The sequence below is a fragment of the Methylocystis sp. genome (genome assembly GCF_051061225.1).
GTDB lineage: Bacteria > Pseudomonadota > Alphaproteobacteria > Rhizobiales > Beijerinckiaceae > Methylocystis.
The window spans coordinates 36015-60986 of sequence record NZ_JBPFEB010000005.1 but is presented as its reverse complement, the minus strand read 5'-3'; the positions used below and the strand labels follow the sequence as shown (position 1 = coordinate 60986).

Annotated in this window: 33 protein-coding genes and 1 tRNA gene; 15 read left to right on the top strand and 19 right to left on the bottom strand. The window is 63.7% G+C overall.

The window, feature by feature from the left end; genetic code table 11:
• Positions 1–111 precede the first annotated feature (111 nt).
• Positions 112–642, bottom strand: coding sequence for a L,D-transpeptidase (locus ACR652_RS00705; protein ID WP_434504596.1), 531 nt, complete (start codon positions 640–642; stop codon positions 112–114).
• A gap of 239 nt (positions 643–881) precedes the next feature.
• Between ACR652_RS00705 and ACR652_RS00700 the strand changes: the two genes are divergently transcribed.
• Both ACR652_RS00700 and ACR652_RS00695 read left to right on the top strand, forming a co-directional pair.
• Complete coding sequence (locus tag ACR652_RS00700; protein ID WP_434504595.1) at positions 882–1754, top strand: methyltransferase domain-containing protein; 873 nt, start codon at positions 882–884, stop codon at positions 1752–1754.
• A gap of 90 nt (positions 1755–1844) precedes the next feature.
• Entirely contained in the window at positions 1845–3308 is a 1464-nt protein-coding gene (locus tag ACR652_RS00695; RefSeq protein ID WP_434504594.1) for a pyruvate kinase, read from the top strand.
• Between the two features lie 2 nt (positions 3309–3310).
• Here the strand turns inward: ACR652_RS00695 and ACR652_RS00690 are convergent, their stop codons facing one another.
• Positions 3311–3655 (bottom strand): protease inhibitor I42 family protein, encoded by a 345-nt coding sequence (locus ACR652_RS00690; protein ID WP_434504593.1) that lies wholly within the window; start codon positions 3653–3655, stop codon positions 3311–3313.
• Positions 3649–4902 carry a glycosyltransferase gene (locus tag ACR652_RS00685; RefSeq protein ID WP_434504592.1) on the bottom strand — a complete coding sequence of 418 codons (1254 nt, stop codon included), beginning with the start codon at positions 4900–4902 and terminating at the stop codon, positions 3649–3651. Before ACR652_RS00685 ends, ACR652_RS00690 begins: the two co-directional genes overlap by 7 nt.
• Before the next feature lie 164 nt (positions 4903–5066).
• Here ACR652_RS00685 and rlmN point away from each other — a divergent pair, with 164 nt between their 5' ends.
• A complete protein-coding gene (rlmN, locus tag ACR652_RS00680; protein ID WP_434504591.1) occupies positions 5067–6230 on the top strand; it encodes a 23S rRNA (adenine(2503)-C(2))-methyltransferase RlmN in 1164 nt (387 codons plus the stop codon).
• Between the two features lie 33 nt (positions 6231–6263).
• Here rlmN and ACR652_RS00675 read toward each other — a convergent pair whose 3' ends face one another.
• A complete protein-coding gene (locus ACR652_RS00675; RefSeq protein WP_434504590.1) occupies positions 6264–8819 on the bottom strand; it encodes a rhamnosyltransferase WsaF family glycosyltransferase in 2556 nt (851 codons plus the stop codon).
• A gap of 159 nt (positions 8820–8978) precedes the next feature.
• On the opposite strand from ACR652_RS00675, the gene ACR652_RS00670 reads away from it, so the two are divergent.
• The gene (locus ACR652_RS00670; protein WP_434504589.1) at positions 8979–9611 is read left to right on the top strand and encodes a GDSL-type esterase/lipase family protein; all 633 of its coding nucleotides are present in this window, start codon (positions 8979–8981) and stop codon (positions 9609–9611) included.
• Here ACR652_RS00670 and ACR652_RS00665 read toward each other — a convergent pair.
• A complete protein-coding gene (locus ACR652_RS00665) occupies positions 9608–10105 on the bottom strand; it encodes a disulfide bond formation protein B (RefSeq protein WP_434504588.1) in 498 nt (165 codons plus the stop codon). The two genes, ACR652_RS00670 and ACR652_RS00665, sit on opposite strands and share 4 nt — an antisense overlap.
• A gap of 2 nt (positions 10106–10107) precedes the next feature.
• Positions 10108–10686, bottom strand: a complete 579-nt coding sequence (locus ACR652_RS00660) for a YqaA family protein (protein WP_434504587.1) — start codon at positions 10684–10686, stop codon at positions 10108–10110.
• 154 nt (positions 10687–10840) lie between these two features.
• Here ACR652_RS00660 and ACR652_RS00655 point away from each other — a divergent pair.
• Both ACR652_RS00655 and ACR652_RS00650 read left to right on the top strand, forming a co-directional pair.
• Positions 10841–10925, top strand: a tRNA-Leu gene (locus ACR652_RS00655).
• A gap of 209 nt (positions 10926–11134) precedes the next feature.
• Entirely contained in the window at positions 11135–12400 is a 1266-nt protein-coding gene (locus ACR652_RS00650) for a tyrosine-type recombinase/integrase (protein WP_434504586.1), read from the top strand.
• A 29-nt stretch (positions 12401–12429) separates the two neighbouring features.
• Here the strand turns inward: ACR652_RS00650 and ACR652_RS00645 are convergent, their stop codons facing one another.
• From ACR652_RS00645 to ACR652_RS00585, 13 genes are all read right to left on the bottom strand, one after another.
• Positions 12430–13074: a hypothetical protein gene (locus ACR652_RS00645; RefSeq protein WP_434504585.1), complete on the bottom strand. Its 645-nt coding sequence runs from the start codon at positions 13072–13074 to the stop codon at positions 12430–12432.
• 326 nt (positions 13075–13400) lie between these two features.
• Positions 13401–13664, bottom strand: coding sequence for a hypothetical protein (locus ACR652_RS00640; RefSeq protein WP_434504584.1), 264 nt, complete (start codon positions 13662–13664; stop codon positions 13401–13403).
• A gap of 35 nt (positions 13665–13699) precedes the next feature.
• A complete protein-coding gene (locus ACR652_RS00635) occupies positions 13700–14539 on the bottom strand; it encodes a hypothetical protein (protein WP_434504583.1) in 840 nt (279 codons plus the stop codon).
• Positions 14536–14739 carry a hypothetical protein gene (locus tag ACR652_RS00630; protein ID WP_434504582.1) on the bottom strand — a complete coding sequence of 68 codons (204 nt, stop codon included), beginning with the start codon at positions 14737–14739 and terminating at the stop codon, positions 14536–14538. The genes ACR652_RS00635 and ACR652_RS00630 overlap by 4 nt, the downstream gene beginning before the upstream one ends.
• Positions 14736–15017, bottom strand: coding sequence for a hypothetical protein (locus ACR652_RS00625; protein ID WP_434504581.1), 282 nt, complete (start codon positions 15015–15017; stop codon positions 14736–14738). The genes ACR652_RS00630 and ACR652_RS00625 overlap by 4 nt, the downstream gene beginning before the upstream one ends.
• Complete coding sequence (locus ACR652_RS00620) at positions 15010–15318, bottom strand: hypothetical protein (RefSeq protein ID WP_434504580.1); 309 nt, start codon at positions 15316–15318, stop codon at positions 15010–15012. The genes ACR652_RS00625 and ACR652_RS00620 overlap by 8 nt, the downstream gene beginning before the upstream one ends.
• Positions 15311–15580, bottom strand: a complete 270-nt coding sequence (locus ACR652_RS00615; RefSeq protein ID WP_434504579.1) for a hypothetical protein — start codon at positions 15578–15580, stop codon at positions 15311–15313. Before ACR652_RS00615 ends, ACR652_RS00620 begins: the two co-directional genes overlap by 8 nt.
• A 25-nt stretch (positions 15581–15605) precedes the next feature.
• Positions 15606–15902 (bottom strand): hypothetical protein, encoded by a 297-nt coding sequence (locus tag ACR652_RS00610; protein WP_434504578.1) that lies wholly within the window; start codon positions 15900–15902, stop codon positions 15606–15608.
• Positions 15899–17905, bottom strand: a complete 2007-nt coding sequence (locus ACR652_RS00605; RefSeq protein ID WP_434504577.1) for a ParB/RepB/Spo0J family partition protein — start codon at positions 17903–17905, stop codon at positions 15899–15901. Before ACR652_RS00605 ends, ACR652_RS00610 begins: the two co-directional genes overlap by 4 nt.
• Before the next feature lie 7 nt (positions 17906–17912).
• A complete protein-coding gene (locus tag ACR652_RS00600; RefSeq protein WP_434504576.1) occupies positions 17913–18143 on the bottom strand; it encodes a hypothetical protein in 231 nt (76 codons plus the stop codon).
• Positions 18144–18402: 259 nt separating this feature from the next.
• Positions 18403–18900 (bottom strand): DUF6948 domain-containing protein, encoded by a 498-nt coding sequence (locus ACR652_RS00595; RefSeq protein ID WP_434504575.1) that lies wholly within the window; start codon positions 18898–18900, stop codon positions 18403–18405.
• Between the two features lie 510 nt (positions 18901–19410).
• Positions 19411–19662, bottom strand: coding sequence for a hypothetical protein (locus tag ACR652_RS00590; RefSeq protein ID WP_434504574.1), 252 nt, complete (start codon positions 19660–19662; stop codon positions 19411–19413).
• 453 nt (positions 19663–20115) lie between these two features.
• Positions 20116–20676: a helix-turn-helix domain-containing protein gene (locus ACR652_RS00585; RefSeq protein WP_434504573.1), complete on the bottom strand. Its 561-nt coding sequence runs from the start codon at positions 20674–20676 to the stop codon at positions 20116–20118.
• Between the two features lie 124 nt (positions 20677–20800).
• Between ACR652_RS00585 and ACR652_RS00580 the strand changes: the two genes are divergently transcribed.
• From ACR652_RS00580 to ACR652_RS00540, 9 genes are all read left to right on the top strand, one after another.
• Positions 20801–21046, top strand: a complete 246-nt coding sequence (locus ACR652_RS00580; protein ID WP_434504572.1) for a helix-turn-helix domain-containing protein — start codon at positions 20801–20803, stop codon at positions 21044–21046.
• Entirely contained in the window at positions 21043–21249 is a 207-nt protein-coding gene (locus ACR652_RS00575) for a hypothetical protein (protein WP_434504571.1), read from the top strand. Before ACR652_RS00580 ends, ACR652_RS00575 begins: the two co-directional genes overlap by 4 nt.
• Positions 21246–21467: a hypothetical protein gene (locus ACR652_RS00570; protein WP_434504570.1), complete on the top strand. Its 222-nt coding sequence runs from the start codon at positions 21246–21248 to the stop codon at positions 21465–21467. The genes ACR652_RS00575 and ACR652_RS00570 overlap by 4 nt, the downstream gene beginning before the upstream one ends.
• Before the next feature lie 50 nt (positions 21468–21517).
• Entirely contained in the window at positions 21518–21724 is a 207-nt protein-coding gene (locus ACR652_RS00565; RefSeq protein WP_434504569.1) for a hypothetical protein, read from the top strand.
• A 279-nt stretch (positions 21725–22003) separates the two neighbouring features.
• Positions 22004–22393: a hypothetical protein gene (locus tag ACR652_RS00560; RefSeq protein WP_434504568.1), complete on the top strand. Its 390-nt coding sequence runs from the start codon at positions 22004–22006 to the stop codon at positions 22391–22393.
• Between the two features lie 137 nt (positions 22394–22530).
• A complete protein-coding gene (locus ACR652_RS00555) occupies positions 22531–22890 on the top strand; it encodes a hypothetical protein (RefSeq protein WP_434504567.1) in 360 nt (119 codons plus the stop codon).
• Positions 22891–23079: 189 nt separating this feature from the next.
• Positions 23080–23379, top strand: coding sequence for a hypothetical protein (locus ACR652_RS00550; RefSeq protein WP_434504566.1), 300 nt, complete (start codon positions 23080–23082; stop codon positions 23377–23379).
• The gene (locus ACR652_RS00545; protein WP_434504565.1) at positions 23364–23924 is read left to right on the top strand and encodes a hypothetical protein; all 561 of its coding nucleotides are present in this window, start codon (positions 23364–23366) and stop codon (positions 23922–23924) included. The genes ACR652_RS00550 and ACR652_RS00545 overlap by 16 nt, the downstream gene beginning before the upstream one ends.
• A gap of 124 nt (positions 23925–24048) precedes the next feature.
• Complete coding sequence (locus tag ACR652_RS00540) at positions 24049–24930, top strand: MT-A70 family methyltransferase (protein ID WP_434504564.1); 882 nt, start codon at positions 24049–24051, stop codon at positions 24928–24930.
• The last annotated feature ends 42 nt before the right edge of the window (positions 24931–24972 follow it).

Below are 24972 nucleotides of genomic sequence, written 5' to 3'. Positions count from 1 at the left end.
TTTATTCCACAGACATACGCGGGTTTAACGATAAAAAGCTTTGGAGAAACCGGTTTTTACTTCGGCCCGGCGGGGACGCGCGCCAGCCGGGCCGCCGTGCGCGAAGCGCCGTCAGGGCTGCATGAGGACGGGCGAGCCGACTTCGACGCGTGAATAGAGGTCCGCGACGTCCTCGTTCAGCATGCGAATGCAGCCGTAGGACGCGGCCGTTCCGATCGAGGCGCGCATCCTCGCAGTGGTCCCATGGATAGCGACTTCTCCGCGATCCAGCGTGAGAGCGGCGAGGCCCATGGGATTGCGCGGCGATCCGCCGGGGATCAGGTCCGGCAGCTCCGGATGATCCGCCTTGACGACCGGCGGCGGCGTCCAGTCGGGGCGCAGATATTTGCCGTCGACAGAGGCGTAGCCCGACCACTCCTTGCCGCGCTTCGGCACCGCCACGGAGTAGCGAATGGCGACGCCGGGCCTCACGATGTAGAACAGTTTGCGCTGGCTCGCGCTGATCACGATCGTGCCCGGCTCGATGCTGGCCGAGAAGGCGACCGTGTCTCGGGCGGAAGCCGCTTGGGGGAATGAGAGACAGCCGAGCGCCGCGGCGGCGGCGAGGACAGGGGCCGTGAGCCCGAAAAACGCGTTACGCATGACACTCACCTTTACTCGGACGCAGGACGCGAAACATCAACAGCCACATTTTAGCCGTCATTCTGTCGAAGTCGAAACGTTCCGCTTCATGCGGTTACGGCTTAAGGTTAAGGAGTCCTCCACACTGGGAGGGGCCTGCCGCGCGCCGTCTCCGCCGCCCCCTTCCCTAGATGGATGGCGCGCAAAAACTCCTTGTCCAGCGCTTGTCCACGGAGAATTTGAGCGCAATAGACAGTGGCATGACCAGCCAGCCCGCTCCGCCGCGCATTTTTGACCGCAACCTTCTGCATCGCCGCCTGCGACGCGCCATTGCGAGGGGCGCGCCGGATTTCCTGCTCGCGCGCGCCGCGGACGACCTTCTCGACCGATTGCTGACCGTCAAACGCGCGTTCCCGCGCTCTCTCGACCTTGGCGCGCCGGCGAACCATTTCTCGCAGGCCATCGTCGCCAGCGGCCGGGCGGCGCCGCTGCGCGCGAGCCGCCATGGCGGGGACGTGATCGCCGACGAGGAGGCGCTGCCCTTCGCGCCCGCCTCCTTCGACCTCGTCGTCTCGGGCATGGCGCTGCAATGGGTGAACGATTTGCCGGGCGTCTTTTCCCAGGTGCGGCGCATTCTGGCGCCGGACGGCCTGTTTCTGGCCTGCCTGCCGGGCGGCGCCAGTCTGGTCGAACTGCGCGTCGCGCTGGCGCAGGCGGAGGAGGAGCTGACCGGCGGCGCCAGCCCACGCGTCTCGCCTTTCGTGGACGTGCGCGACATGGGCGGGCTGTTGCAGCGCGCCGGCTTCGCTCTGCCGGTGACCGACGTCGACAGCTTCGCCCTGCGCTACGACTCGGTCCTGGCCCTGATGCGCGATCTGCGCGCCATGGGCGCGGCCAGCGTGCTGGCGCAGCGCTCCTCGCGTCCGTTGCGCCGGGACGTGCTGGCGCGGACGGCGGAGATTTACGCGCAACGTTTCTCGGACCCTGACGGGCGTGTGCGGGCGACGTTCGAGATCATCTGGCTCTCCGGCTGGGCGCCGCATGAAAGCCAGCAGAAGCCCGCCAGGCCGGGCTCGGCCACCGTGCGGCTGGAGGACGCCATGAAGGCCGCTCGCGGGGACCCGGAAGGCTAGCGCCGCAAGCAGCGCTCAACTTCGCGCCGCCCTTTGCAATTCTGTCATATCGGCGGTGGAAAGATGCGCAGGCGGAACAGGGGCGGTGGAATGGTTGCGGCGTCGAAAGAGTTGGCGAAGGACTTCGTCGCATTGAGGGACGAGGTGGCGGCCATCCGCGACGCGGTGGTTCGCGCAGGCGACGACCGCCTGTCCGCATGGGGCGCCGGCGCCTCGGACCATCTGCGCAACCTTGCCCATTACCTCGCGCTGCGCAGCCATGATCTCACGCAGCTTCAGTTGCGCCTCTCCGAATACGGCCTGTCATCGCTGGGCCGCAGCGAAGCCGATGTTCTGGCGTCGCTGGACGCCCTGCTGGCGACGCTGCGGCGGCTGTGCGGAGAAGACGCGGCCTATCCGCCGCATGACATCCGCCGCCAGGGAGAGGAGCGACTTGCGCGCGCCTGCGCGGAGGTGTTCGGCTCCGGCCCGTCGCACGCCCGCATCATGGCGACGCTGGCCTCGGAAGCGGCGGACGACCCCGCCCATGTTTCGGAGTTGCTCGAAGCCGGGGTCGACTGCTTTCGCATCAACTGCGCCCATGACGACGCGGCGGCGTGGGAGAAGATGGTAAAAAACATTCGGCGCGCGTCGAAACATCTCGGACGGCCCTGCCCTGTCCTGATGGATATCGCCGGACCGAAGCTGCGCATCGACGGCGTGCGCGCGCCGGAGAAATACCGCCTTCATCCCGGCGAGCGGTTGCGACTCGTCACGAAGCTGCATCACGGCGGGGACGCGGCCGCCATCACGCTCACCATGCCCGAGGTCGTCGCGCAATTGCGGCTCGGGTCGGCGGTCTCCTTCGACGACGGGAAGGCCGTCGGGGTCGTGACGGCGGCGCATGGTCCCGGCGATATGGAAATCGAAATCACCGCGGCGCGGGCCAAGGGGCTCAGGCTGAAGCCCGACAAGGGCGTCAATTTCCCGGCGACGGATCTCGATCTGTCGCCGCTGACCGAAAAGGACCTCGCGGACCTCGACGTCATCGCCGAACATGCCGACCTCGTCGGCTTCTCTTTTGTCCAGCGGGTGGAGGACGTGGCGCGGCTTCAGGCCGAACTCGACAAGCGCCGCAAGGGCAAGCGCCCCCTTGCGCTGGTTCTCAAGATCGAGACGCCGCGATCGGTTCGCAATCTCCCGGAGCTGATCGCCCAGGCCGCCATGCGCAATCCGACCGCCGTGATGATCGCGCGCGGCGATCTCGCGGTCGAGGTCGGCTTTGCGCGGCTTTCCGAAATGCAGGAAGAAATCCTCTGGCTCTGCGAGGCGGCGCATGCGCCGGTGATCTGGGCGACGCAGGTCCTCGACCAGATGGTGCACGAAGGCGTGGCCAGCCGCCCCGAAACGACCGACGCCGCAATGGGCCAGCGCGCCGATTGCGTCATGCTGAACAAGGGTCCCTTCCTCGCGCAGGGCGTGCGCTTCCTGCGCGACATTTTCAGTCGCATGGACCGCCATCACGCGAAGAAATTCTACCGGCTGTCCAGGCTCGACGCCTGGTCGCGCGGGTGACCCTATCCGCCGATCTCCACGACGACGTCCCGCGTCTCCACGGGCGCCGGCTCCCACGGCCGCTGATGCACGAAATGGATCGTGGCTTTCCCGGATGTCAGCGCGCGGATGGTCCAGCCATGCGCCCCCGGCGCGCCCGGCAGGTTCTCGCCACGCTGATGGCCCCGGTCGATGATGGCGACATGGTCGAGCCCCGCGCTCGCGGCCGCGTCGATGCGCCAGGAATAGCCGGTCGACGGATTTTCGGAGAGTCGGAAGGTCGTGTCGGCGCCGGGCGCAAGCCGGAGGGTCTCGGCCATCGCCAGACCTGACAGCGCCACGAAAAGAAAAGCCACAAGCCTCAACATGCCGCGCGCTCCCTGATCGCGGCGCCCTGTCCGACAAGCGCGGCGATCCGCGTCGCGGCGGCGGCGGCGCCGTCTTCCGTCCTTACGATGTCTGCTATTTTTCGCGCCCGCGCCTCGTGCCCGGCGTCGAGACCGGCGAGCGCGCGCCACAATGCGTCCTGCGTGGCCGTCTTGCCGTCCACCACATGGGCGACGCCCAGCCGCGCCAGCCGTCCGGCATTGTCGAACTGGTCGCCCAGGAACGGCGTCACGACCTGCGGCCGTCCGGCGCGCAGCGCCTGCCCCGCCGTGCCGACGCCGCCATGGTGCACGACCGCCGCCGCGCGCGGGAAGATTTTCGAATGCGGGGCATAGGTTGCAATGAAAACCTCGCCGGGCGCGCCAGCCGCGAGCGCGGGCGCGTCCTCCTCATGGGCCAGCAACACCGCTCGCCGACCCAGCCGCCGGGCGGCGGCGATGCAGTCGCGGTAGAAATCGCGACGCGCGCGAGTCACGAAACTGCCGAGCGTGAAGACGATGGGCGGCGCGCCGGCGGCGAGGAACGCCTCCAGCTCCGGCGTGAGCGTCCCTGTCCCCAGGAATCGATCATGGAAGGTATGGCCGGCGATAACCGCCCGCGAGCCGTCGTCCCGGTGGGCCGGCGCCAGGACCGGGCTGAACAGGCCGATGACGGCGCTGCTCGATTTCGAGCCCAGCAGCAGGTCCAGACCATAGCGCGGGCGCAGGCCCAGCTCCCGGCGCAGACGGCGCAGCGGCTCGGCCCAGAGCGCGACGGCCTGTGAGACGGACCAGAGAAGAAAGCGGTTGTAGGCGAACTCGATGCGCCACACGGGCGCCGTGCGCAGGGGAACCTTGGAGCCCAGCGGCGGATCGAAGGCGGAAGAGAGCATCAGCGGCGACAGGAGCACCGTGGCCAGCGGCAGGCCGTGCGCCTCGGCGACGAGCCGCGCCGAAAAGGCCAGGCTGTGCGACACGATGGCGACGGCGCCCTCGGCGGCCGCGTCGAGATCGTCGAAGCTCTCCCTCAGATGCGGGAAGATCAGCGTTTCGAAGAGAAACCTGTCGTCTTCGGCCATTTTGCGGGCAATCTCGCCGAGGTCCATGCCGAGGCGCCCGGTGAGATCGTCGGCGTCCGGCCGGATCGGGGCGAAGCCGAGGCCCTCGCCGTGGATGTAATCCGCGTAAACGGCGCTTGCGCCGATCACCGGCGAAAAGCCCTCCCGCGCCAGCGCATGAGCCAGCGCCACGAAGGGATGAAGGTCGCCAAGCGAGCCAAATGTCGCTATGAGGATTTTTCGCCCGGACAGTTTCGTCCCCTTCCCGGCTTGGATAAAACCTGCGGAATGCGCATCTCCAGATCGACGCCTCGCCTTTCGCGCCTGTTTTAGAGCGCCACGCTGACGGACCGAATATGACTTTGTCTCAGACCGACGCCAAGCCCTCCCTCGCCGGCATGACCCGCGCCGGCTTCGCCGACGCCTTGCGCGCGCTGGGCCTGCCCGAGCGGGAAATCCGTATGCGCGTCTCGCAGCTCTGGCACTGGATCTACTTTCGCGGCGCCCGCGACTTCTCCGAGATGCTCAACGTTTCCAAAACGTTGCGCCACACGCTCGCCGACGCTTTCGACATCCGCTTGCCGGAGATCGTCGAGGAGCAGATTTCGGTCGACGGCACCCGCAAATGGCTGCTGCGCCTCGCCCCCGTCGACGCGCTCGACAAGGGCGCCGAGGTCGAATGCGTCTATATCCCCGAGAGCGACCGTGGCACGCTCTGCGTCTCCTCGCAGGTCGGCTGCACGCTGAATTGCAGCTTCTGCCACACCGGCACGCAGAAGCTCGTGCGCAATCTCACCACCGCCGAGATCGTCGGCCAGCTTCTCGTCGCCCGCCAGCGGCTCGGCGACTTCCCGGACCGCGAGCGGCCGACCGACGGTCTCGTTCCGTCCGGCGAAGGGATGCGCGCGGTCTCGAACATCGTCTTCATGGGCATGGGGGAGCCGCTCTACAACATCGACAATGTCATGGCCGCGATCGATATCATGGCCGACGGCGACGGACTGTCGCTCTCCAAGCGCCGCATCACGGTCTCGACCTCCGGCGTCGTGCCGCAGATCGAGCGGCTCGGCGCCGACTGCGGACCCGCTCTCGCGATCTCGCTTCACGCCGTGCGCGACGATCTGCGCGACGTGCTGGTCCCGCTCAACCGAAAATATCCGATCGACGTTCTGCTTCAGGCCTGCCGGGATTATCCCGGCGCCAGCAACGCGCGCCGCATCACCTTTGAATATGTGATGCTCAAGGGCGTCAACGACAGCCCCACCGAGGCGCGCGAACTCGTGCGCCTGCTGAAGGGCGTGCCGGCGAAGATCAATCTCATTCCGTTCAATCCCTGGCCGGGCGCGCCCTACGAGTGCTCAGACTGGGAGACGATCGAGCGCTTCTCCGACATCGTGTTCAACGCCGGCTATGCGAGCCCCGTGCGCACGCCGCGCGGCCGCGACATTCTCGCCGCCTGCGGCCAGCTCAAGAGCGAGACGGAAAAGCTGCGCGCCCGCGCCCGTCTCGCCGCTCAGTAACGTCGCCCTCAGTAATGTCCCGCTCGCGGCCGCTTACGCGTCGGCGGCCGCGAGCAGGTTCTTGAGCGCGGGGCGCTGCACCGCCTTGGCTTTGTCGCGGCGCGGCAATCCAGAGATGTCGGTGGCGACCATCCCCGCGAGACGGGGAATGTCGAGCAGATGACGGGTCGCCAGCGTCGGCAGCCGGCCATGCGCGCGTTCTCCGATCTGGCCGATCGTCGGCTCGGCCAGCGCGACGGCCGTCTCGACCGCCACGGCGACGCTCTCGCCATTGAGCCTGTCGGGCGTGACCGCGCCGGGGAAGCGCGCGCGCGGGTCCTTCTGTCCGTAACGGTTGGCGACGGTCTGAAGGCCCGCGGCCGCCATGTCGAGCGCCGCCGGACCGGGATGCGCCGAGAGCGTCAGCGAAACGCCCACAGCCGCGCGGTTGAGGCGCTCGGCATAGGCGTCGACGGCCAACCGGCCCTCGACCGTGGCGTTGCGCAACGGGCCGAGATAGCGCGAGGGAAAGTCCTCGCCGATGAAATGGATGGTCCATAGCCGCGCCCGCAGCGGATCGCTTTGCTGCCAGCGGAAGAGACCGTCGCAGACAATTTCAAACGCGTCCTGAGCGACGCCCGGCCGCGCATGGACCAGGATCAGCCGCTCGCGCGGGGCCGGCGCCAGCAGCGCCGCGAGCCGCTCGTCCATCGTGTAGGGCAGACACCATGCGGCGCGGAAGGCATGGCGCCCGGTCACTTCGGCGAAGACTTCCTCGGTATGGATCACCGCCAGCGTCCGTCCGGCGTCGCGGTAGCTGTCGGCCGCCAACGCGGCGCGCACGCCCGCGCCATAGAGCGCCGGGTCGTCCTCCTCGATCAGGCGCAGGGTGGGAAGATCGCCCCCGAAGGCGCGGCTGCGGTCGGCTTCGAGCTGGCCGGCGAGGCCCGCCGTCCACCAGCTCGTGGCGAGAAACACGTCGCCCTGACGCAGATTGAGCCGACCCTCACGATCGCTGGCGTCCGTCAGGAGCCGCCGGGCGGCATCGAGAGAGGGCGCGCAGGGTTCCGTCGCAAGATCGCCGAGCGCCGCGCAAAGTCCGCTGTCGATCGGAGCGTCGGTCGTGACGATGCGACGGTCCCAGTCCTCGCCCAACGCGCTTGCGATCTGCCCAAACAGCTTGAGCGACGTAGCGGCGCCATTGGGATCGACCGCCGGCGCCAGCAGATTGAGGCGCGGCCGCTCGTTGCGCGACGGATAGGACAGCAATGGCCGCGTCTCGGCGGGCGCGAGCGGCGTCGGCCAGCCGAGCGCACTGGCGAAACTCATCACCGGCCGAAAGACTTTGAGCCTGTGCTGGGCCAGATCGCGCGGCTCATGGACAGGGAGCGCCACGCCGTTCGTTCGCGCGCGCGACCGCCCGACAACCTTCAGCCATTCGTAGCCGGCGGATTCCGCAACGATCAGCAGGGAGCGCAGAACGGCGCCCGCGAGCGTCCCGCCGGCGCCGGCGCCATCCCGCTCGAAATCGGCGCCGCGCAGGCCGAGGTCCAGCAGGGGCCGGAGCGCCGCGCTGCGCCCGAGGAACGATCCGCCGGACGGAAACTCGAGCGGAAGCGCCTTGTTCAATGAGAGCCCCAGACGGCGCGACAGCCCGCGCGCGCGGTCGAAATCATGGCTCCAGTCGATCTCCGCGCCGCTCGCGTGCTGGGGGAAGACGATCCCGAGGCGCGGGTCCGTGAAGAGCGAGAGCGTCGCCCGGGCGATCTCCTTCGAGCCGATGAGATCGTCGATGGGATCCGCGCCCGCCCCGGCGCCCTGTAACGCCGGCCCGCCATGGAGGCAGATGAAAAGCTCGTAACGGGCGAACACGTCCCCGAAGCCGACGAGCATCGGCGCGATGTCTCCCCCGCTCGCCGGCGTGACTTTCGCCTCGACGGCGCCCTTTCGCCAGGACGCGGCGGCCTTCAACGCCGCCTGCCGCTCCTCCTCCGACTCCACGGACAGATAGAGGTCGACCGGCAGCGGCATGTCGGCGAGCCTCAAGAGGAGCGACCGTAGACTCGCCGGCTGGCCGTACTGAATGATGGCGGCGACCGCCGTCGCGCCGGGAATGTCCTTCACCGGACACCGAAAGGGAACCTCCAGGGCGAAATCCCTGTCCGGCGGCGGCCGGCGCGCGGGCACAACGCCGTTGGGCAAGGTCAGATCATAGGCCGCGCCGTTCTCCGGGCCTGCGAGCAGCGCGCGGCCCGGGTCCACATCGGCCTTCCGATAGAGCCGCCCTTCCGCCCGGCCATACTGGACGTAATGCAGCGTGAGGCGCCACTCCTCGGGATAGATCGCGGCGATGTCCGGGTTGAGCGCGCGATAGCCCGCGGGTGAAAAATCGCCCGGCAGCGGACCGGACTGCTGCTGAAGCGCCGTCAGCGCCTCCCTGAAATTGCGGAAACGGCCCTCGCCGGCGCCGTGACGGCGATAATGCTTCCGCGCATTCGTGTCGGCGGGAAGGTCGGCGTAGAAGGCCCGGTAGAAGTCCTCGTCAAGATCACCGGCGGGAACGAGCCCCAGATATGACAACAGACCCAGCATCGCGGCCCCTGCAAACATCAGCCTCTCGCGCAGGTTATATCTGTAGCTTGACCATTGCCAGCCAAAACCGCAAAGACCCGGAACAGGCCGCAAAATCAGGGCCGCAGCGGCCACGGGCGCGCCGGCGCCCTATGTCAACCAGGACGCGGGAGGCTTCAAAGAAGGCGATCGACCTCCATGGCCCATCTGGCTCTCGTCGGTGATTCGGTGTTCGACAACGGCGCCTATACGGCGGGAGGGCCCGCCGTCGTGTCGCAGGTGAAAAGACATATGCCGCTCGGCTGGCGGGTGACGCTTGGCGCCGTCGACGGCGCGCGCATCGACGCCGTGGCGACGCAGCTCGCAAGACTGCCGGCGGACGTCGAGCGGCTGGCCGTGAGCGTCGGCGGAAATGACGTTCTCGGCCATGTCGCCCTGCTCGACGCGCCGGTGCGCAAAGGTTCCGACGCCGTGGGCATGATCGGCGAGGCCGCGCGCGCCTTCGAGGCCGCCTATCGCGAAATGATCGCCGCCTGCCTTCACGTCGACCGGCACGCCATCATCTGCACGGTCTATTCCGGAAACTTCCCCGACCCGGTCTTTCAGCGGTTGGCGCGCACCGCGCTGACGCCCTTCAACGACGCCATCATCCGGACCGGCGTCGAGTTCGGACTGACGGTCATCGACCTGCGCCTCGTCTGCGACGACCCGGAGGATTTCGTCAACGCCATCGAGCCGTCGTCGGTCGGCGGCGACAAGATCGCGAAGGCGCTCGTCCGCGCGGCGACGGGCGACGGCGGCTGGGAGCGGAGCGCGCGGATCATCGGTTAGGCTTTCCGCGCGCCGATGGCGGCCAACCAGGCCAGCGCGCCGCAGATCAGGACGTTCCAGTTCGCGAGCGTGAGCCCCAGCACCCAGAGCGTCGGCTCGTCGCAGCGCACGACTTTCACGGTTCTGAGCTGAGCCATGAAGTCGTCCATCGAGGCCGCCGTGTTCAGCGCGCCGGAACAATCGGACGGCCCCGCGAAAATCTTCCACTCGACGCCGGAGTGGTAGATGGACAGCGCCGAGTCGGCCAGGAAAAGCACGGACAGCAGCAGGAGGGCGCCGCGCGCCAGCCCTGCCCTGCCCGTGTGCGCCGCGAGGCCGGCGAGCGGGGCGAGCGCGAAGGCGGCGTAATAGGGAACGCGCTCCTTGTAGCAGAGCTCGCACGGCAGATAGCCCAGCGATTCATAGGCCCAGGCGCCGCCGATGGTTGCGGCGGCGGCGAGGAAGATCAGCGCCGCGAGAGACCGCGGGCCGGCGCTGGCGAGAAGCCTCTTCACGTTCAGAACATCTTGGCGGCCAGCGCGAAGCCGGCCACGACCACGACGGCGAGCGAGCCCACGAAGAGGCCGAAATGGCTTTCGAGCTTCTCGCGGATGGGGTCGCCGAAATGGTTGATGGCGGCCGCGAGCACGAAGAAGCGGGCGCCGCGTGTGATGAGGGAGAGGAAGATGAACAGCGGGAAGTTATAGGCGAGCAGGCCCGAGACGATGGTGACGAGCTTGAAGGGAATCGGCGTGAAGCCCTTCACCAGGATGAACAGGGCGCCCCACTGGGCGTAAAAGGCGCGCAGCGCCTCCATTTTCGTCCCATAGCCGTAGAGATCGATCAGCCACAGGCCGATGGTGTCGTAGAACAGCGCGCCGAAGGCGTAGCCGAGCGCCCCGCCCGCGACGGAGGCGATGGTGCAGATGGCGGCGAAATACCAGGCCTTGCGCGGCTCCGCGAGCGTCATTGGAACAAGGATCACGTCGGGCGGCACGGGGAAAAAAGAGCTTTCCGCGAAAGCAATGGCGCCGAGAGCGACAGGCGCGTGCCGGCTGGCGGCAAGCGACATGGTCCAGTCGTAAAGCTTTTTCATTTTTCCTCGTTTCGGCCGCCAACGGAGGTCCGGCGCCGCTTTGACAGCCCTTATCACGGAATCTTTAACATAAAGAAGGCAGATCGCGGGTTGACGGAGCCAGCCGCCTCGCTAATATCCGCGCCGCTCACGCGCTGCTTCGCAGCCCCGGCGGGCCCCAGTGGCGGCATTGGTAGACGCGCTCGACTCAAAATCGAGTTCCGCAAGGAGTGCTGGTTCGACTCCGGCCTGGGGCACCATGAGCGATTTTTCCCCCGTCTCGCACCCCCTCGTCGCCCCCCGCTTCTCCCCGCTAAATCGCTGATCTTGCGCCGCTTTCCGCGCGTGTTGGCGCGCCGACGCGCCCGCCTCTCCCCGCCTCTCCCCGTGGCCAACCGCCGCGTTTTGTTGTATCCCGTGTTGTATCAGCTCCGCCCGATACAACGCGTACAACGGGAGCGCCGCGCCCATGGCCTTAAGCGACGTCGCCATCAAGAACGCCAAGCCCGACCCGCTCAAAGTCAAAAAGCTCTCCGATGGGCGCGGGCTGCAACTGTGGGTTCGCCCTTCCGGCGATCGCACCTGGCGCCTCTACACGCGCGCCAACGGCCGCCAGGTCGCCGTCACCTTGGGCAAATATCCAGCCCTCAGCTTGCGCGAGGCGCGGCTCGCCGCCGATCGCGAGCGCTTGAAGCTCACGGAGGCCGCCGCCGCCGGAAAGGCCAACGCCGAGGCGACCCGCTTCGGCGTGATCAAGGCGCAATGGCTCGACATGGTCGAGCGCTCGCCGGCCTCGGCGTCGACGCGCGAAAAAGCCATTTGGCTCTGTTCGCTCTTCGGCGCGCTCGATCCGCTGCCGATCTCCGCGATCCGCGGACCGCAAATCCTGGAGCTGCTCAAGCCGCTCGAAGCCCAGGGCAAGCGCGAGACCGCCGCGCGGGCGCGCTCGACGCTGTCGCGCATCTTCCGTTTCGCCGCCGCGCACGGCCTCGTCGAGCACGATCCGACGGCGCTCTTGAAAGGCGCGCTGCTGGCTCCGGCGCCGAAGCCACGCGCCGCGATTGTCGAGCGCGCCGGCTTCGCGCGCCTCATGCGCGCGATCGCCGGCTACGGCGGCGATCGACCGTCGATCGTCGCCGACGGGCTGATGCTCTTAGCCTTGACCGCCGCCCGCCCCGGCGAGCTGCGCTTGGCGCAATGGAACGAAATCGATCTGGATCGCGCGATTTGGGAGCTGCCAACCGGCCGCATGAAAATGCGCACAGCCCATCGCGCGCCGCTGTCCGGCCCCGCCTGCGACATTTTGCGCCGCCTGGCCGAGGAAAATGGCCGGCTGCGGCCGCAGTCGATATTCGTCTTGCCGTCGCCCCGCCCCGGCCGGGCTCTTTCGGAAAACGCCTTCAACGCCGCCTTGCGGGCCATGGGCTTTGGCAAAGACGAAATGACCGCGCACGGCTTTCGCTCGTCGTTTTCGACCCTCGCCAACGAGTCGGGCCTTTGGGCCTATGACGCGATCGAGCGCCAGCTCGCCCATCAAGACGCGTCCGACGTGCGCCGCGCCTATCACCGGGCGGATTATTTCGAAGAGCGGCGCCGCCTCATGGACTGGTGGGGATGCGAGATCATGGGGATGATCGCACGCGCCGACGAACGGCAAAAGGCACCCGAAGCAGTTTTTGATCCTGACGCCGGCACCGTGTTCGCTGCCGCGCCACGCCGAAAGCAAAGCTTTTGAAGCGCCCTTCTCGAAGATTGTGCCGTCAACTACTCGCTCAGCAGGCAAATATTCCAAAGCCCGACCCTCAAAACCCTAACTGTAACTTCGATTAACAGATGGACCTCGTGTTCATGATCGCTGTTAGGAAAAAGAAGACGGCCAGTAGTTACATCGAAGCCTGAGACAAGAGTGTCGCTTTCCAGCAGGCAATATGTGGTTTCGTTTTCCTGGGGATAGACAGCGTCCACATCTCTGTCCGGTTTTCTCAACGCGTCAAACAGAGTTTTGATGCGGTTATCTAAATCCCCTCCTTTTAACACCAGGCACCCGGGGTCCTCTTGCCGCAAGAAGTGTATGTCGAGATGGCAGTTAAGGTCCAATGAGCTTCTGACGAGCGGAATATAGGTGCGGCCATTTTGTTGAAGAGGCTCACAAAGATCCACTTCATGTTCTTCTATTGGATATGCATTAAAATCTCGCTCCGTAGCAAAAGGGCTATCAGGCCCATCCAAATATTCATGAGGCTTTTTCTTTACTACGGCGGTTTGCCGCAGCCTCTTTAAAGAGGCGTCATTTTCCCATAGAAATTTTAGCTGTTTACTAAACTGGTCACGGATGTCTCTGACGTACTCTGGTTTTGGCTTATTCCCGGAAGCAGGAAGTCGGCCATGATAGACAAGATAGAAGCGCATTAGGACCGCCGGGCATGACAGATTCTGTAAGACGAATGTGTCGCGTGGATCGAACCTATTCATCATATCGCCCCGTCAATCGGTGCGCAAAGTGCAATATTTGGCATTTGCGCCCGTGCTCGCCCGTCCCAATGCGCCGTCATGCCGCGTAGCGCGCCGCGGGAAAACCGCGGGGCGTACAAAACCGGAGAAAAGCCAACGCCACTCGTCGGTGATGTGCTTTTGTTGAATTCGGTCCAGCACATGTCAATTCATCATTTCGCTTTTACGGAAGAGGGAAACACCACGGAATTCAGGCGAAGGGCACGGACTCCCGCGGCTCAAGATCACTGCTGTTTGGCCTCCCGCGCATTGGGAAGGGCGTCCAGATAAGCGTCGAGCGAGTCGACGAAGACGACGACCTTGGTCTTGCTGATGCGCTTCGCGGCAATTTTCTGGGCCCCGATGAGCTCGTCGATTTTGGTCAAGCCGCATCCGATGTATTTCGCGGCCTCGCGCTTCGCGAGCACGCGCGGGCGAATGGAGACGAGGGCGTCGCGGGATGGATTGTCGATCGGCATGGCTTGGGGGTTCGGGGCATGGGCGCTCACGGGCGCACCTCCTGTTTCGATCTGGCCTGTTCTAATCACGCAGCTGAAGAGCCGTTAGACTCTCCCGATCCATCCGGCGCGTGCCGCGTGAAGGGGGTAACATTTGGCGCGTCGCTGCTTGCCAGTGTTCCGATCGTCGCCCAAACAGGAAGCCGGTCAGCCTCGATGAATTTTTGTGGCATCAACGCCCCGATAAATTCCGGAACGCCAGGTAGACGAAGAAAGAGCGGCGATTCCGGACCGTCGCCGAACTCAACCTGAAACTGCTTCTTCTCATCTTCAGGGAACAGGTCGTAAACCGGGTCGAAATTTGCGAGCCGTTCTGGTGCGAAGCAGATCTGCGAGAGCGCGCCACGCGCCCGCGAAAAAATCATTCGCCATGGCAAGCCCTTATCCGCGTCGAGTCTAAAATCCTCCGCGCGTATAACGTTCCCAGTTTCTATCATCACATGCGCGAGGCAGGGCTTATCGTCGTCTCCCCCCCAGGCAGGATGGTTCATGCCCGCGAAGAGAAGCGCGCAGACCGGCAAGATATGCACGTCGGATGGCTGCGCCCATTCAGGGAGATCGACAAAGACGCGGCCTTCTAGAAACATTTCGACGCGTGCCGGCGCGCAGCGCGCAACGAATTCTTCCGGAAACTGTGCGCGGAAACGTCGGTTTGCTATCCCCTCGCAATCGTAAAAAATGGCGAGCGATGGGCCGCCGATCGCGATTACGAAGACTCCGCCCTCCTCGGCCGGCTCAATATACAAGCCAGCCCTCGGTTCCAGCCTCTGTCGACCCGAAGCGAGAATGGCGCGCGCCGCGTAGAGATACTTCGCTTTGAAGATCGCATGGCAGTCCGGAAGTTCCCTTCGCTGATTAGTGCTCATTGGCCATCCCCCTCTAGAACGTCGAGAATTGTTACCTGAACGCGCGCAATCTTCGTTAAGTGTTGCGGGTCGTGCTCATTACGATCGCAAAACTCGCGCTCCTCACGCGCCGTCTCGATCGTCGTGCCTTCTGATAAGACGCCAAACGAGCCATCTGAATACACAAGCGCAAGGCGGTCGAACCGCTGAGAATGAATCACCTGCCTTCCTCCGAGATGTTCCCGTCGCAGTCGATCTTCCGGCCTTGTGCGTCGAAATATTCCACGATACGCGCTTCATCGCGGCACTTCGGGCAGGAAAACCGCACGCGGTAGGCGCTTGGCGGATCGGTTTCGTCGCGTGCGACGCGCTGTTTGCGACCACATTGCGGGCATTCGAGCCAGACTTGGCTGGGCGCGACGTCGTCAGTCGGCTTGTAGCCGCAGGCGGCGTCGATCGCCCGTTCAATCGGCGAGAGGGGCCGCTGAGACTTACTCATCGGCCGCTCCATTTCTCGCCCTTGCGACGGCAGCCTGATCCTCATCGACTATGCGCGCGTAATTGACGCGCTCGGCGTCCTCACGCTCGCGGCGGGCGTTTGCGTGTCCGTCTAAAGCGCGCTTCCATGCTTCGAGTGGACTAATCCCCTCTTCAAAAAGAGGACGCCAATGGCTGGAATAGACCGTAAGCTCGCCGGGCTCATAGCCGTATTGACCTTGGATGACGTCTTCGTCCAATTCGCGGAGCCATTCTTCGAATTTGTCCGGTTGGCTTATGTCGGGCTGCTGACTGTTAGTCATCGGCTTCGCCTTCCTCTCTCGGCTGCGGCCCAACATCGACCAAGATCGGCGGGTGCATGGTTCCGACAATCCGAACATGGACCGCGGCTCCGGCGATCAAGGCTTCAAGTTCCTTCGGTGTTGGCAACCATGCCGTAACCATCACGGGCGTGGTCGATCCGTTGACGGTACAAGTGACAATCTCGTCGCGCACCGGAAGGCCGAGATAGCCTTGTGATTTCCCGAGAACGCGCGTCGCGCCCTCGATCCGTCCTATCTGCACGGCGCGCCTCCAGACTGACTGTTAGTCATCGGCTAGCCCTTTCAGACGCCAGATCAATAAGGATCCTCGTGTCAGACCCCTTGACCATTCGACCAAGCGAGTCGGGCTCGGAGAACTGGTCGCCGAGTAATTGTCGCCCGTCGTCCTTGTGCTGACGCTTAGCGATCTCGATCGCATCGCGAAGCGCTTCCATCATTACGGCAGCGCTGTTGATCGAGAGCAAAGCAATCCGCTCCGCCCTCCGACCGCGGAGTGGATTTATCGAAATGCGGTGGAGCTGGACCGCGCCCTCGCGAGCGTTGAAGTCGAAAATCTCGCTCATGCGCGAGCCCCAGCCTTCGACGATTGCTTCCTTTCGGCAGCCTTCTCGATCGGCGTCTTGCGCGGCGTCCGCTTTTTCTTTCCAGCCGCCGCGTCCGCGGCGATTGCATCGGACATAGCTTGCGCGAGCGGCATCTCGGGCTTCGCATAAATTGCGTCTTCACCCCCGTTGGGAAGCGCCGGAAGCGCGGCCCAGTTGCTCAGCGGAGCGGGCAGAAATCCCTTCTCGGCGGCAAGTGTCGCGGCGTATTGGGCGAGCTTGTCTTTCGCATAGCCCTTTACCGCCTTCTTTTCGCCAGGTCCGATCAGGGCGGCGACAATATCGAGCGTCTTCGCCTTCCCGGCCGCTTCGAAAAAGCCGCGGCGATCGATCGCTTCACTCATAGATGCCGCGAGATTGGCCCCGCGGGCGCGGGCGGCTCCGCAAAGCGCGCCGATCGCCGCGAAAGAAGCGCCTTGGGTCTCGATCGATCCAGCGACCAAGCTGGCGAGCGCGACCGTCAAGTCGTTTGTGGGGGCTGCCGCGCATTCCGCGAGCGCGTCCCCAAAGGAGAGCGGCCGGATCCTCTTCAGGAGATCGTGCTCTTCGGTGTCGCGCGCGTGCACCGGTCGCAGGCCAATGCCTGTCACCCCGTAGGCGCAGCCAAGCGCCGCAACCGCATACATGAGGGCAATATCGACGCGCCTTTGCGCCTGGTCGCGCAACCCCTTGGTGACGCAGGCTTCAATTTCCGCGCGCAAAGCCTTGGAGGAAGGTTCGGCAAGCGGATCGAGAGTCGGCGCCTGACCGTCAGCCTCGCCCTCCTCCTCGCTTGCGTCGGCGCCTGGCGATAGGCTCTCCCCGCTCTCGCCCGGCGGCGACTCTGCCTCGTCGCCGCCGGGCTCTCGCGCGGCTTCGTCGGGGGGGACAGCGACGCCGCGGGTAAAGGAAACTGTGCCATCGGGATTGATGAAAGCGCCGACGCCAAGATTGGCGCGCTCCTCGATCGGGAACTCGCGCAAGGTGGCGTAGAGCATGATCTTTTCCTGCTCGCCCTTCAGCGCGTCAAGGTCCACAGCTTCGTCGCCAGTAAGGGCCACCTGAATTTCGTCCAGGCGCGCTTCCTCCTCGGCCGTCAGCTCGGGTTCGTTCTCGTAAAAATCAAAACCGCAGTCGTCGCCTTCGATCAGCCCTCTGCTCCAGCCCTCCGCGTCGGCCACGCGTTGCGCTTCAGCGCGGAGCAGCTCGTTGGCCACGCGCTCGGCGATTGGCCCATCGCAAAGGCGCGCAGGCTCGAAAAGGTCGTCGGTTGTCCGCCCGCCGGCGGCGAGATAAGCGCGCACCCGTTCGGCGTCGCGAAGAATGAAGCGAGAGACGGGGTTATGCTCCGGAAGCACCTCACCACGAAGCGCTTTGCGGATCTCGTAGGGGGCCTTGAGCCAAGGCTCATATGTGGTCCCGCGCCAGTTGTCGACGAGCGCCTCCTGCGCCGCGACCGGGCCCGTCGTAAAGGCCTCTGCGGCTTCGCGGCTAATCTTGCCGTCCCGCCACAAATCTCGGACGACGGGAGCGAGCGCGCCAAGCGCCAGCCGCTGGCGAACATGTCGCTCAGTCTCCCCGAAATCTGCCGCGATCTTCTCGACCGTATAGCCGTGCCGCTCGACCAGCAACGCAAAGCGCTCGAATTCGTCGACTGGGTGCTTGGCGTGGGGCGTTACGGAAAGCGTCAGCGCGATTTGCAGCGCCGATGCCTCGTCGCCGTCATGGATTTCGACGGCGGGATACTCTTCATCTGGATAGGAGCCAGAGTTGCACAGCTGCCGGAGCGCTCGCCAGCGCCGCCCGCCGTCCAGAACCTCGTATTCTCCCGGCGCATCCGGACGCGGCCAAACCGTGAGAGGATATTGCAGCCCAATCGCACGAATGGTTGCCGCGAGAGAGGAAACGTCGCTCGCCATGTCCTGGTTCGGATTGAGCGGAGAGATGCGCGTAATGCTGGAAAGAGGCAGGGTGGAAATCTGCATGACAGCCTCAGAGGAAGAAACGCAAAAGGGCGGCCTCAAGGCCGATCGCGAGCAGCCCGCTCGAAAGCAGCGCGACGTTGGCGTTGCGAGCTGCAGCGCGCTCGGCAGCGTCCGCGCGCCAGAGTGCCGAGGCTAGCCGATCGGCCTCGTCCTGCCGGTATGGGGCCCCCGTCAGACTTGACATTGCAACCTCAACCAAGGAATTGGCAGAAGACCTCAAGGTGTCGAAAAGCTTCATGGTCAATTTGCCTCTTGTCTTTCGCTGTAACTCTCAGCGTCAGGGTCGTCCCAACGCGATAGAATGGCTGTGAGAACCTGACGGAGCCCCTCGTCCGACATGCTGGTTGCGAGATGCGCCCCGCCGCCATCCGCTTCGCGTCCGGGCACGAAAACGAAGAGCGCAACACCGGCGCCAGGACCGAACGCATTTTGCGCAGCTTGCATGGCTTGATCGACCGTCTCCGCGGTAACGGGCGTGTAAGCCCGCGGACCCCGCATCACGGAGCCTCGATCGATTTTGCCGCTTCCTCGGAAGCGTCGATGATTTCGCAGGCGTTTAGGAGCAGAACGCTCGGCACAGCGACGTCGATGCGACTGTTGCGCCTGATGAGGCCGCAGCGCGCGACCCCGTATAGCTCCTCGCCCATGACGGGCAGGACGGACATAAGAAGCCGCGCGTCTTTGAGCCAAACCAGGCGGCCGTCGTAAGCTTCAAGCTTCCCGAAATAGGCGAGCTTGCCCTCGCAACGGACAATCACGGGGCGCAGGTCGCCTTCGGTGCGGGTGGAAAGCGGCTTCAGTTCCGTAAAAGCGGCGCCGTCAACCATGTCGCGGCGCGGGATGTTTATCGGAATTGCGCGCCCATCACGAGTTGGCACAAAAGCCTCCGCGCCGTCGCGGCAATGGCCGTGCACCCCGGCGCTTGGGCCCTCGTTTAGCGACTTAAGGATGATGTGCGTTTCGTATTCGTTGATCTTATTGACTTGAATGTCCATGCCTCTCCCCATGTGGGTTGCGGCTGGGTCAAGGTCATCATGACACCCGTCCGCGTGGCGGTATGGGGCGTGATATTCCCCATTTTGGGGATTTATGTCAACCCCAGTTTGGGGAACTTTTCTTGTCGCCCTTTCGAATCTCCAGTATCATGAGCGCAGGCAGAAAAAACGCCGCTCGGCGCAGCGGGCGGTTCAGGAGACATGGCTATGGAGATTGTCTTGGCTCTAGTCGGTGGCGGGTTGGCCGCGTCGGTTTGTCTTCAGTTCGTGCTCATCCGCCGCCTGCACCAACTTAAAATAGAGATACGCAGGATTCCAGAGATCAGTGCTAACGCCAACCGACGGGCAATTTAGGAGATGAGGTAATGCTCGATTTGAAATCGAAAATCGAAGTTTGGCGAGGCCGCTCCCCGAGCATTGTTATCGTCACCCCGCTCGGGGAGCGGATCGAAATTTCCACGCAACTTCGAAGCGATTGGCCTTCAATGGAGGGCCCTATAGAAATTTCTGTTAACCGGCCACAAGCTCCTTCAATCGTTGTAAAATACGCGCTTTCGCTTTTTCAATTTCTTCGTCGAAACTCGCGATAGGAGAGTCGACAAGTTCCGTCATGATGATGGATCGTCCGTCGCGTTCGTGAATACGAAAGACAAACTGATAGCCATTCCATCCTGGCTTAATTTTTGAGCCATCTGGAAAATTGGTTGTGGCATCCCCGCTCATCATACCGATGATGCTCTCTGTAGTTATTGCTAGCGGCATCTTTCGTCTCCAGTCTTGACAAGGGGAATAGAGCATTACTACCTAACTGGCTCAGCACCTTCGTTGCGACAAACCTGCAATGTCGCAGTTATCTCGCTTTCTGAGCCGCCAACGCCAATTGCGGTAAAAGAATCGCCATCTCCGCCCACAAGAAACGGCTTATCCCCCGTGTAACCGCCAAAGGAATTCTTGGCGTTTACGAACCCGCAGACAGTTATTCCCTTTGGCGTCTTTGAAGCGACGAACGGGGAATTGAAGCGAGCCGACTCAGGGTCTTTTAGTAATCTCGCGACCGCAGCCTTCACCTTCTCAATCATTGGGGGCGTAAGCTTATACGGAATCGCCTCAGCAGGAGGCCGAACTGAAGCGCTAGTCGCCGATGGAGATGATTGGCAGCCGGCGAGAATAGCCGCGAAAAGAATTGCAAAGGCACCAAAACGCATATCTAAACCCTCATTTTGGAGTCATATGTCGAACCCGCGCCGCCCATAGGACCTCAGCATCGTAGATCGGAAGTTCGCCGACGTTGGATTCAAGGGTGTAGCGACCCTTCAGGTGTCCCGTCCGGAGAATTTTAACGAGCACGCGACCGTCTGCGAGCCCAACCACGCAGAGTCGCCCTAAAAGGCTAGCGGTGGGCGGATCGCGCACCTCATCATAGTAGACATACCAGCCGTCGAAAGCCGGCCCGAGGGACAGTCCCCTGACCTCCACCGCCACGGTATTCTCGGAGGCGCCGTCTGGCGCCGAAACCATATCGAAAGGCCCTTGGCCGTCAGCAAAGCGGTGCGTCTCAGCACCCGCGCCGACATAGCCGACGAGGGAAACTTGCCGCGGATCTTCCTCAATGATTTCCGCTTCTCGCACGCCTAGCGCCTTCGCTGCGAGAGCGATGTATCGTGAGTTGAGGCGGCGGACGCCATCCTCGATTTTCACGTATCCGCTCTTAGAAAGCCCCATCGCCTCGGCAACTTGAGCTTGTGTTTTCTTGGCCGCTTTTCTCAGGCTTTTCAAGTTATTCCCCATAGCGGGGATGCTGCCACCGTTAGCGCTGTCGCGCGCTCCCCATTTCGGGTTACTTCTGGCTTGACGATGCTCCCCATTTTGGGGAATATGTCGCCTAACCGGAAAGGGGCCCATGAAGCTTCTCGACTACCTCAAGGAAAACAATCTCTCGGACGCGGCTTTCGCCGAGCACCTTGGCGGCGGTCTATCTGAAAGCGCCGTCCGCAAATGGAAATATGGAGAGCGGACGCCGCGCCTGCGCGATCTGGTTCGGATCGAGGAAGTCACCAACGGCACCGTCACCCCGAGCGACTTCCTTCCCCAGTCCGAGCGTCCTGCCGAGGCGCCCTCCCCTTTCCCCCCGGAGGCCGCGGAATGATTTGCGCCCCGCGCCCTGCCCAGATCGTATCTGTCTCTGCTATCGCCGGCACCGACCGCTATGAAGTCCTGGTCGACATCGACGGGCAGCAAGAGGCGCTGAGCATCGGAGCCTCCATGCTCGACATGCTCTCCGAGACATGGCCGGCGCTCAAGGCCGGAGAAATCCATTCCGTCCGGATGAAAGGCGAGCGGAAGCAATGACGCGCATCTCCCAGCTCGTTCTCATTTCGGCTTTTTCGGCCCGGCTCGATTATCTCACGGACGCAGCGCTCAACCTGCCTGCCATTCGGCGCGTGATTTACCCGCAGATCGAATGCGCCGCGCTCACTGACGAGGAATACGCACTGTTGGACGCTGCCGCCTTAACCGCACAGCGGGCCCGGCGCAGCATCCTCGCGGCCGCGCGGCGGGCTGCATGACTGGTTTTCGGAGCGGTAAGGAGCCGCTTCCTTTGAAAGTGGAGCGATCGATGGGTGATATTGAGACTGAAAAACAAGGGTTCAAGTTCAACCTCCGGCAGAGCGTCGCGCTTACCCAGTCGGCTGAAGCGGGAGTCGTCGTCGGACGCGTCGAATACACGTACTCCGACAACAACTACCTCATTCGATACCGGTCGGCAGACGGTCGCCAGGTTCAGGATTGGTGGCCAGAGGACGCCATCACCGCCGCCAATTAGCAGCTTCCGACGCGGCTTCTGGATCCTTTTCCGCGTCGTGGGCCGTGTGCCGCAGCGGATGTGCGGTAGTGCTTCTTGGACGTTTCCTCCCTTGACTGGCCGGCGTTCCAGCGCCGGCCCTTTTCCGGGCGGATCGAGAGTTAGGCATACTCGTTGGCGTTTGGCGTATGTAAGTATGAAAAGGGCGCATCCAGTTCCAGCCAAAAGCGTCCCTAGGTCGAGATGAACTCATTCGCATACGCCTCCCATGTCGAGAGATTGGCATGGAAGGCTTCGGAAATGTCCGAAAAATCGTCGGAGACGAAATTGAGCGCGTTGCTTGAGGTCCAGACCCTTGTTCGGGACGTCGCCGGTGTCGAGCCGGGCGATAGCATCAAGGCTCAGATCGCTCGGGCAGCGCGCCGGATCGGGTTCATGTCCGCATCGCGGGTGAAAGACTGCTGGTATGCGGACAGCAGAATGAAAATTGGCGCCGACGAACTCCGTCGCCTGCGCGAAATAGCCAACGCTCTAGACGAGGCAAAAGAAGCCCGTGACGAATTCGCCAAACTCAAACAGCGAGTTGAACTTCTTGAAGCTGCCCTTCGCCTTTCGGATTCGGACGCGTATCGGCTCTTGGTTCGCCCGCAGCGGGATGGCCATCGGCAGGTTCATCGCCTGGTGGATTGAATCGGCGGAGTGAATAGCCTTGGGTCTGGATATGACGTCGATCGGCCGCCGTTATTGCGTTTGTTGCGTCGTTGCGTTTTGCCCGGGCCGCGCGGCGGCTTTCGAGGTTCCGGCCTGGGCTATCGAGCGGAGCTACGATGCAAGACGATTTCAAAGAACGGCAAAGACGCGCTTTGGAGTTCTCGGCGCAAGGCGTCCAGCGCAGCGTCATCGCCTTTCGATGCGGAATCACGCCGAGACAGGTGCGCGATCTCCTCGAAAAAGCGCGCGCGGCCGGAGACGAGCGGGCGAATCCGCGGGCGGTCCGCGCTGTCGCAGGAGGCGTTTACGGCGTGCCCCGCGACCTCGTCGGCGCATTCCGCGGAGCCGCCAAAGCGCGAGGCATGACGCCAGACGAATTGCGGCTTCGAATCCTGGACGTCGTGACCCGCGATAACCTCTTCGACGCGCTCGAACTCGGCGAGCGGCCCCGCCCCAAGAAGGGAGGCCGCCATTGAGCGACCTCTTCTCTCGCCTAGCGCCTCGGCGCAGTCCCCTGGGCAAGCCAAAGGAACTCCGCGCGGATCCACTCCCGGCGCCCCCTGCCCCACACCAATGCGCAATTTGCGGCGCGTTCGCGCCTTTTGGCCGAGGCCTGCCGCATCGCGGAGAGAAGGTTGCCTACCTCTGTAAGGAGCATAGAGATTATGAGCGCTTTTAACACGCGCGATTGCTATCAGGATCGGCCGCCCGAGGTCGCCCCGGCGACTGGGGGCTACAATCGCAATTACTGGCACGCCGTCATTGCGACCATGGGAGGCGGCGATATTGACCCCCTCTTTCACCCGCTTGCCCTCTGGATTTGCGATATCCCGTCCTGGGCGCTGCCGGCGGTCTATTTTCGCCTCGGCATGCCCGCGCACGAGATTGAGAAGCGCTTGAACCGCCCGCGCGGATCCGTGAGCGCCTGCCTGGAAGCGGCGCGGAGGGAATGGAGCGGGCAATGAGCGAACGCATAGAAGAAATTCAGACAAAATCGCGCGTCTGCTTGTGCGATCGCACCATTGACGTCGACGCAAGGCTCGACTCTCGAAAGGACGCGGAGGCGCTCGTAGCCAGAGTTTGGGCCGTCGCCGCCGTCTTGTGGCCAGAGGATCAAGAGCGCGACCAAGGACTGAACCGCGAAGCAGACGCGGCCGGAGAGAGCAGCGGGACGGGCGCCTTGGGGGGATTGCCCGATCAAGGCAAAATCGGCGTTCAAAGGGAGGGCGGGCCGGAAGATGCAATAAGTCTTTCGGAGGCGCGTCGCAAATTCAAGGAAGGGGTCTTCCCGGTCCAAGTTATTGAAGAAATCGTCGCGCAGCAATTGGCCGATGATGAATTCGAAAAGCTCTCGCCAGCGCAGGCCGAGGCCGTCGCGCTGAGGCGTCTCGGCCTGACGGTTCCGGAAATTACTAACGCTCTGTGTCTTAACAGTGAGAACGCTGTCTGGAGCCGAATCGGAAAGGCCAAAGATAAAGGCGTGACCGCGGATGCCCCCGCGCATGAATGAGCTCGCGCTTTACGATGCGGCGCGCATCGCGCTTGAGGAAGCGACGCGCGTCGACGAAGTCAAGCGCGTTCGCGACAAGGCGACGGCGCTCCAGCTCTACGCGCGGCAAGCCAACGATTGCGCGTTGCTGGATCATGCGACCGATATCCGATTGCGTGCGGAACGTCGCGCGGGCGAACTGCTTACGAAAATGGCCGTCGACGGCGAGAGAGATGCGGGCAAGGGAGGTGACCGCAAATCACCCTCGCACGATGCGAGGGTGAAACTTGCAGACATGGGCATCACCTATTCGCAATCACAGCGATGGCAGGCGCTTGCCAAATTGCAAAAAGCGGAATTCGAGGAGATCGTCGCCAAGCGCAAAATCGAGGCTCAGAAGGCGACACAGGCATCGCGCGCCGAGCGCCAGGCCGAAAAGAAATCGAACCGCGACGCGCGCGAAATAGAACTCGCTCAAAAGCAACGCGCCTTGCCGGAAAAGCGTTACGGGGTAATCTACGCCGATCCCGAATGGCGCTTCGAAGTCTTCTCGAGCGAAACCGGTCTCGATCGCGCGGCCGACAACCACTATCCCACGTCAAACCTCGAAGAAATCATGTCGCGTGACGTGGCGTCGATCGCCGCGCCGGATTGCGTGCTGTTCATGTGGGTGACCGGCCCCATGCTCGCCAACGGCTTCAAGGTGCTGGAAGCATGGGGATTTGCCTATAAGTCGCGATTTGTGTGGGGAAAGGAAAGGATCGGCAACGGCTATTGGGTCCGCGATAACGCCGAAGAGCTGCTGATCGCGACCCGGGGCGACGTGCCCTGCCCAGCCATGGGCGACCAATTCGAGGCGCTTCAGCTCTCGCCGAGGGGCGTCCATAGCGCCAAACCGGAGCGCTTCGCCGAGATCATCGAAAGCTATTTCCCCAACCTCCCAAAAATCGAGTTGAACCGCCGTGGGGCCCCGCGCCCTGGTTGGGATGCTTGGGGGAATGAATCTGAAGAAAGCGAGCATTCGTGACTGGCGCCGCGAAAATCCCGATCGCGGATCAAATTGCGGCCG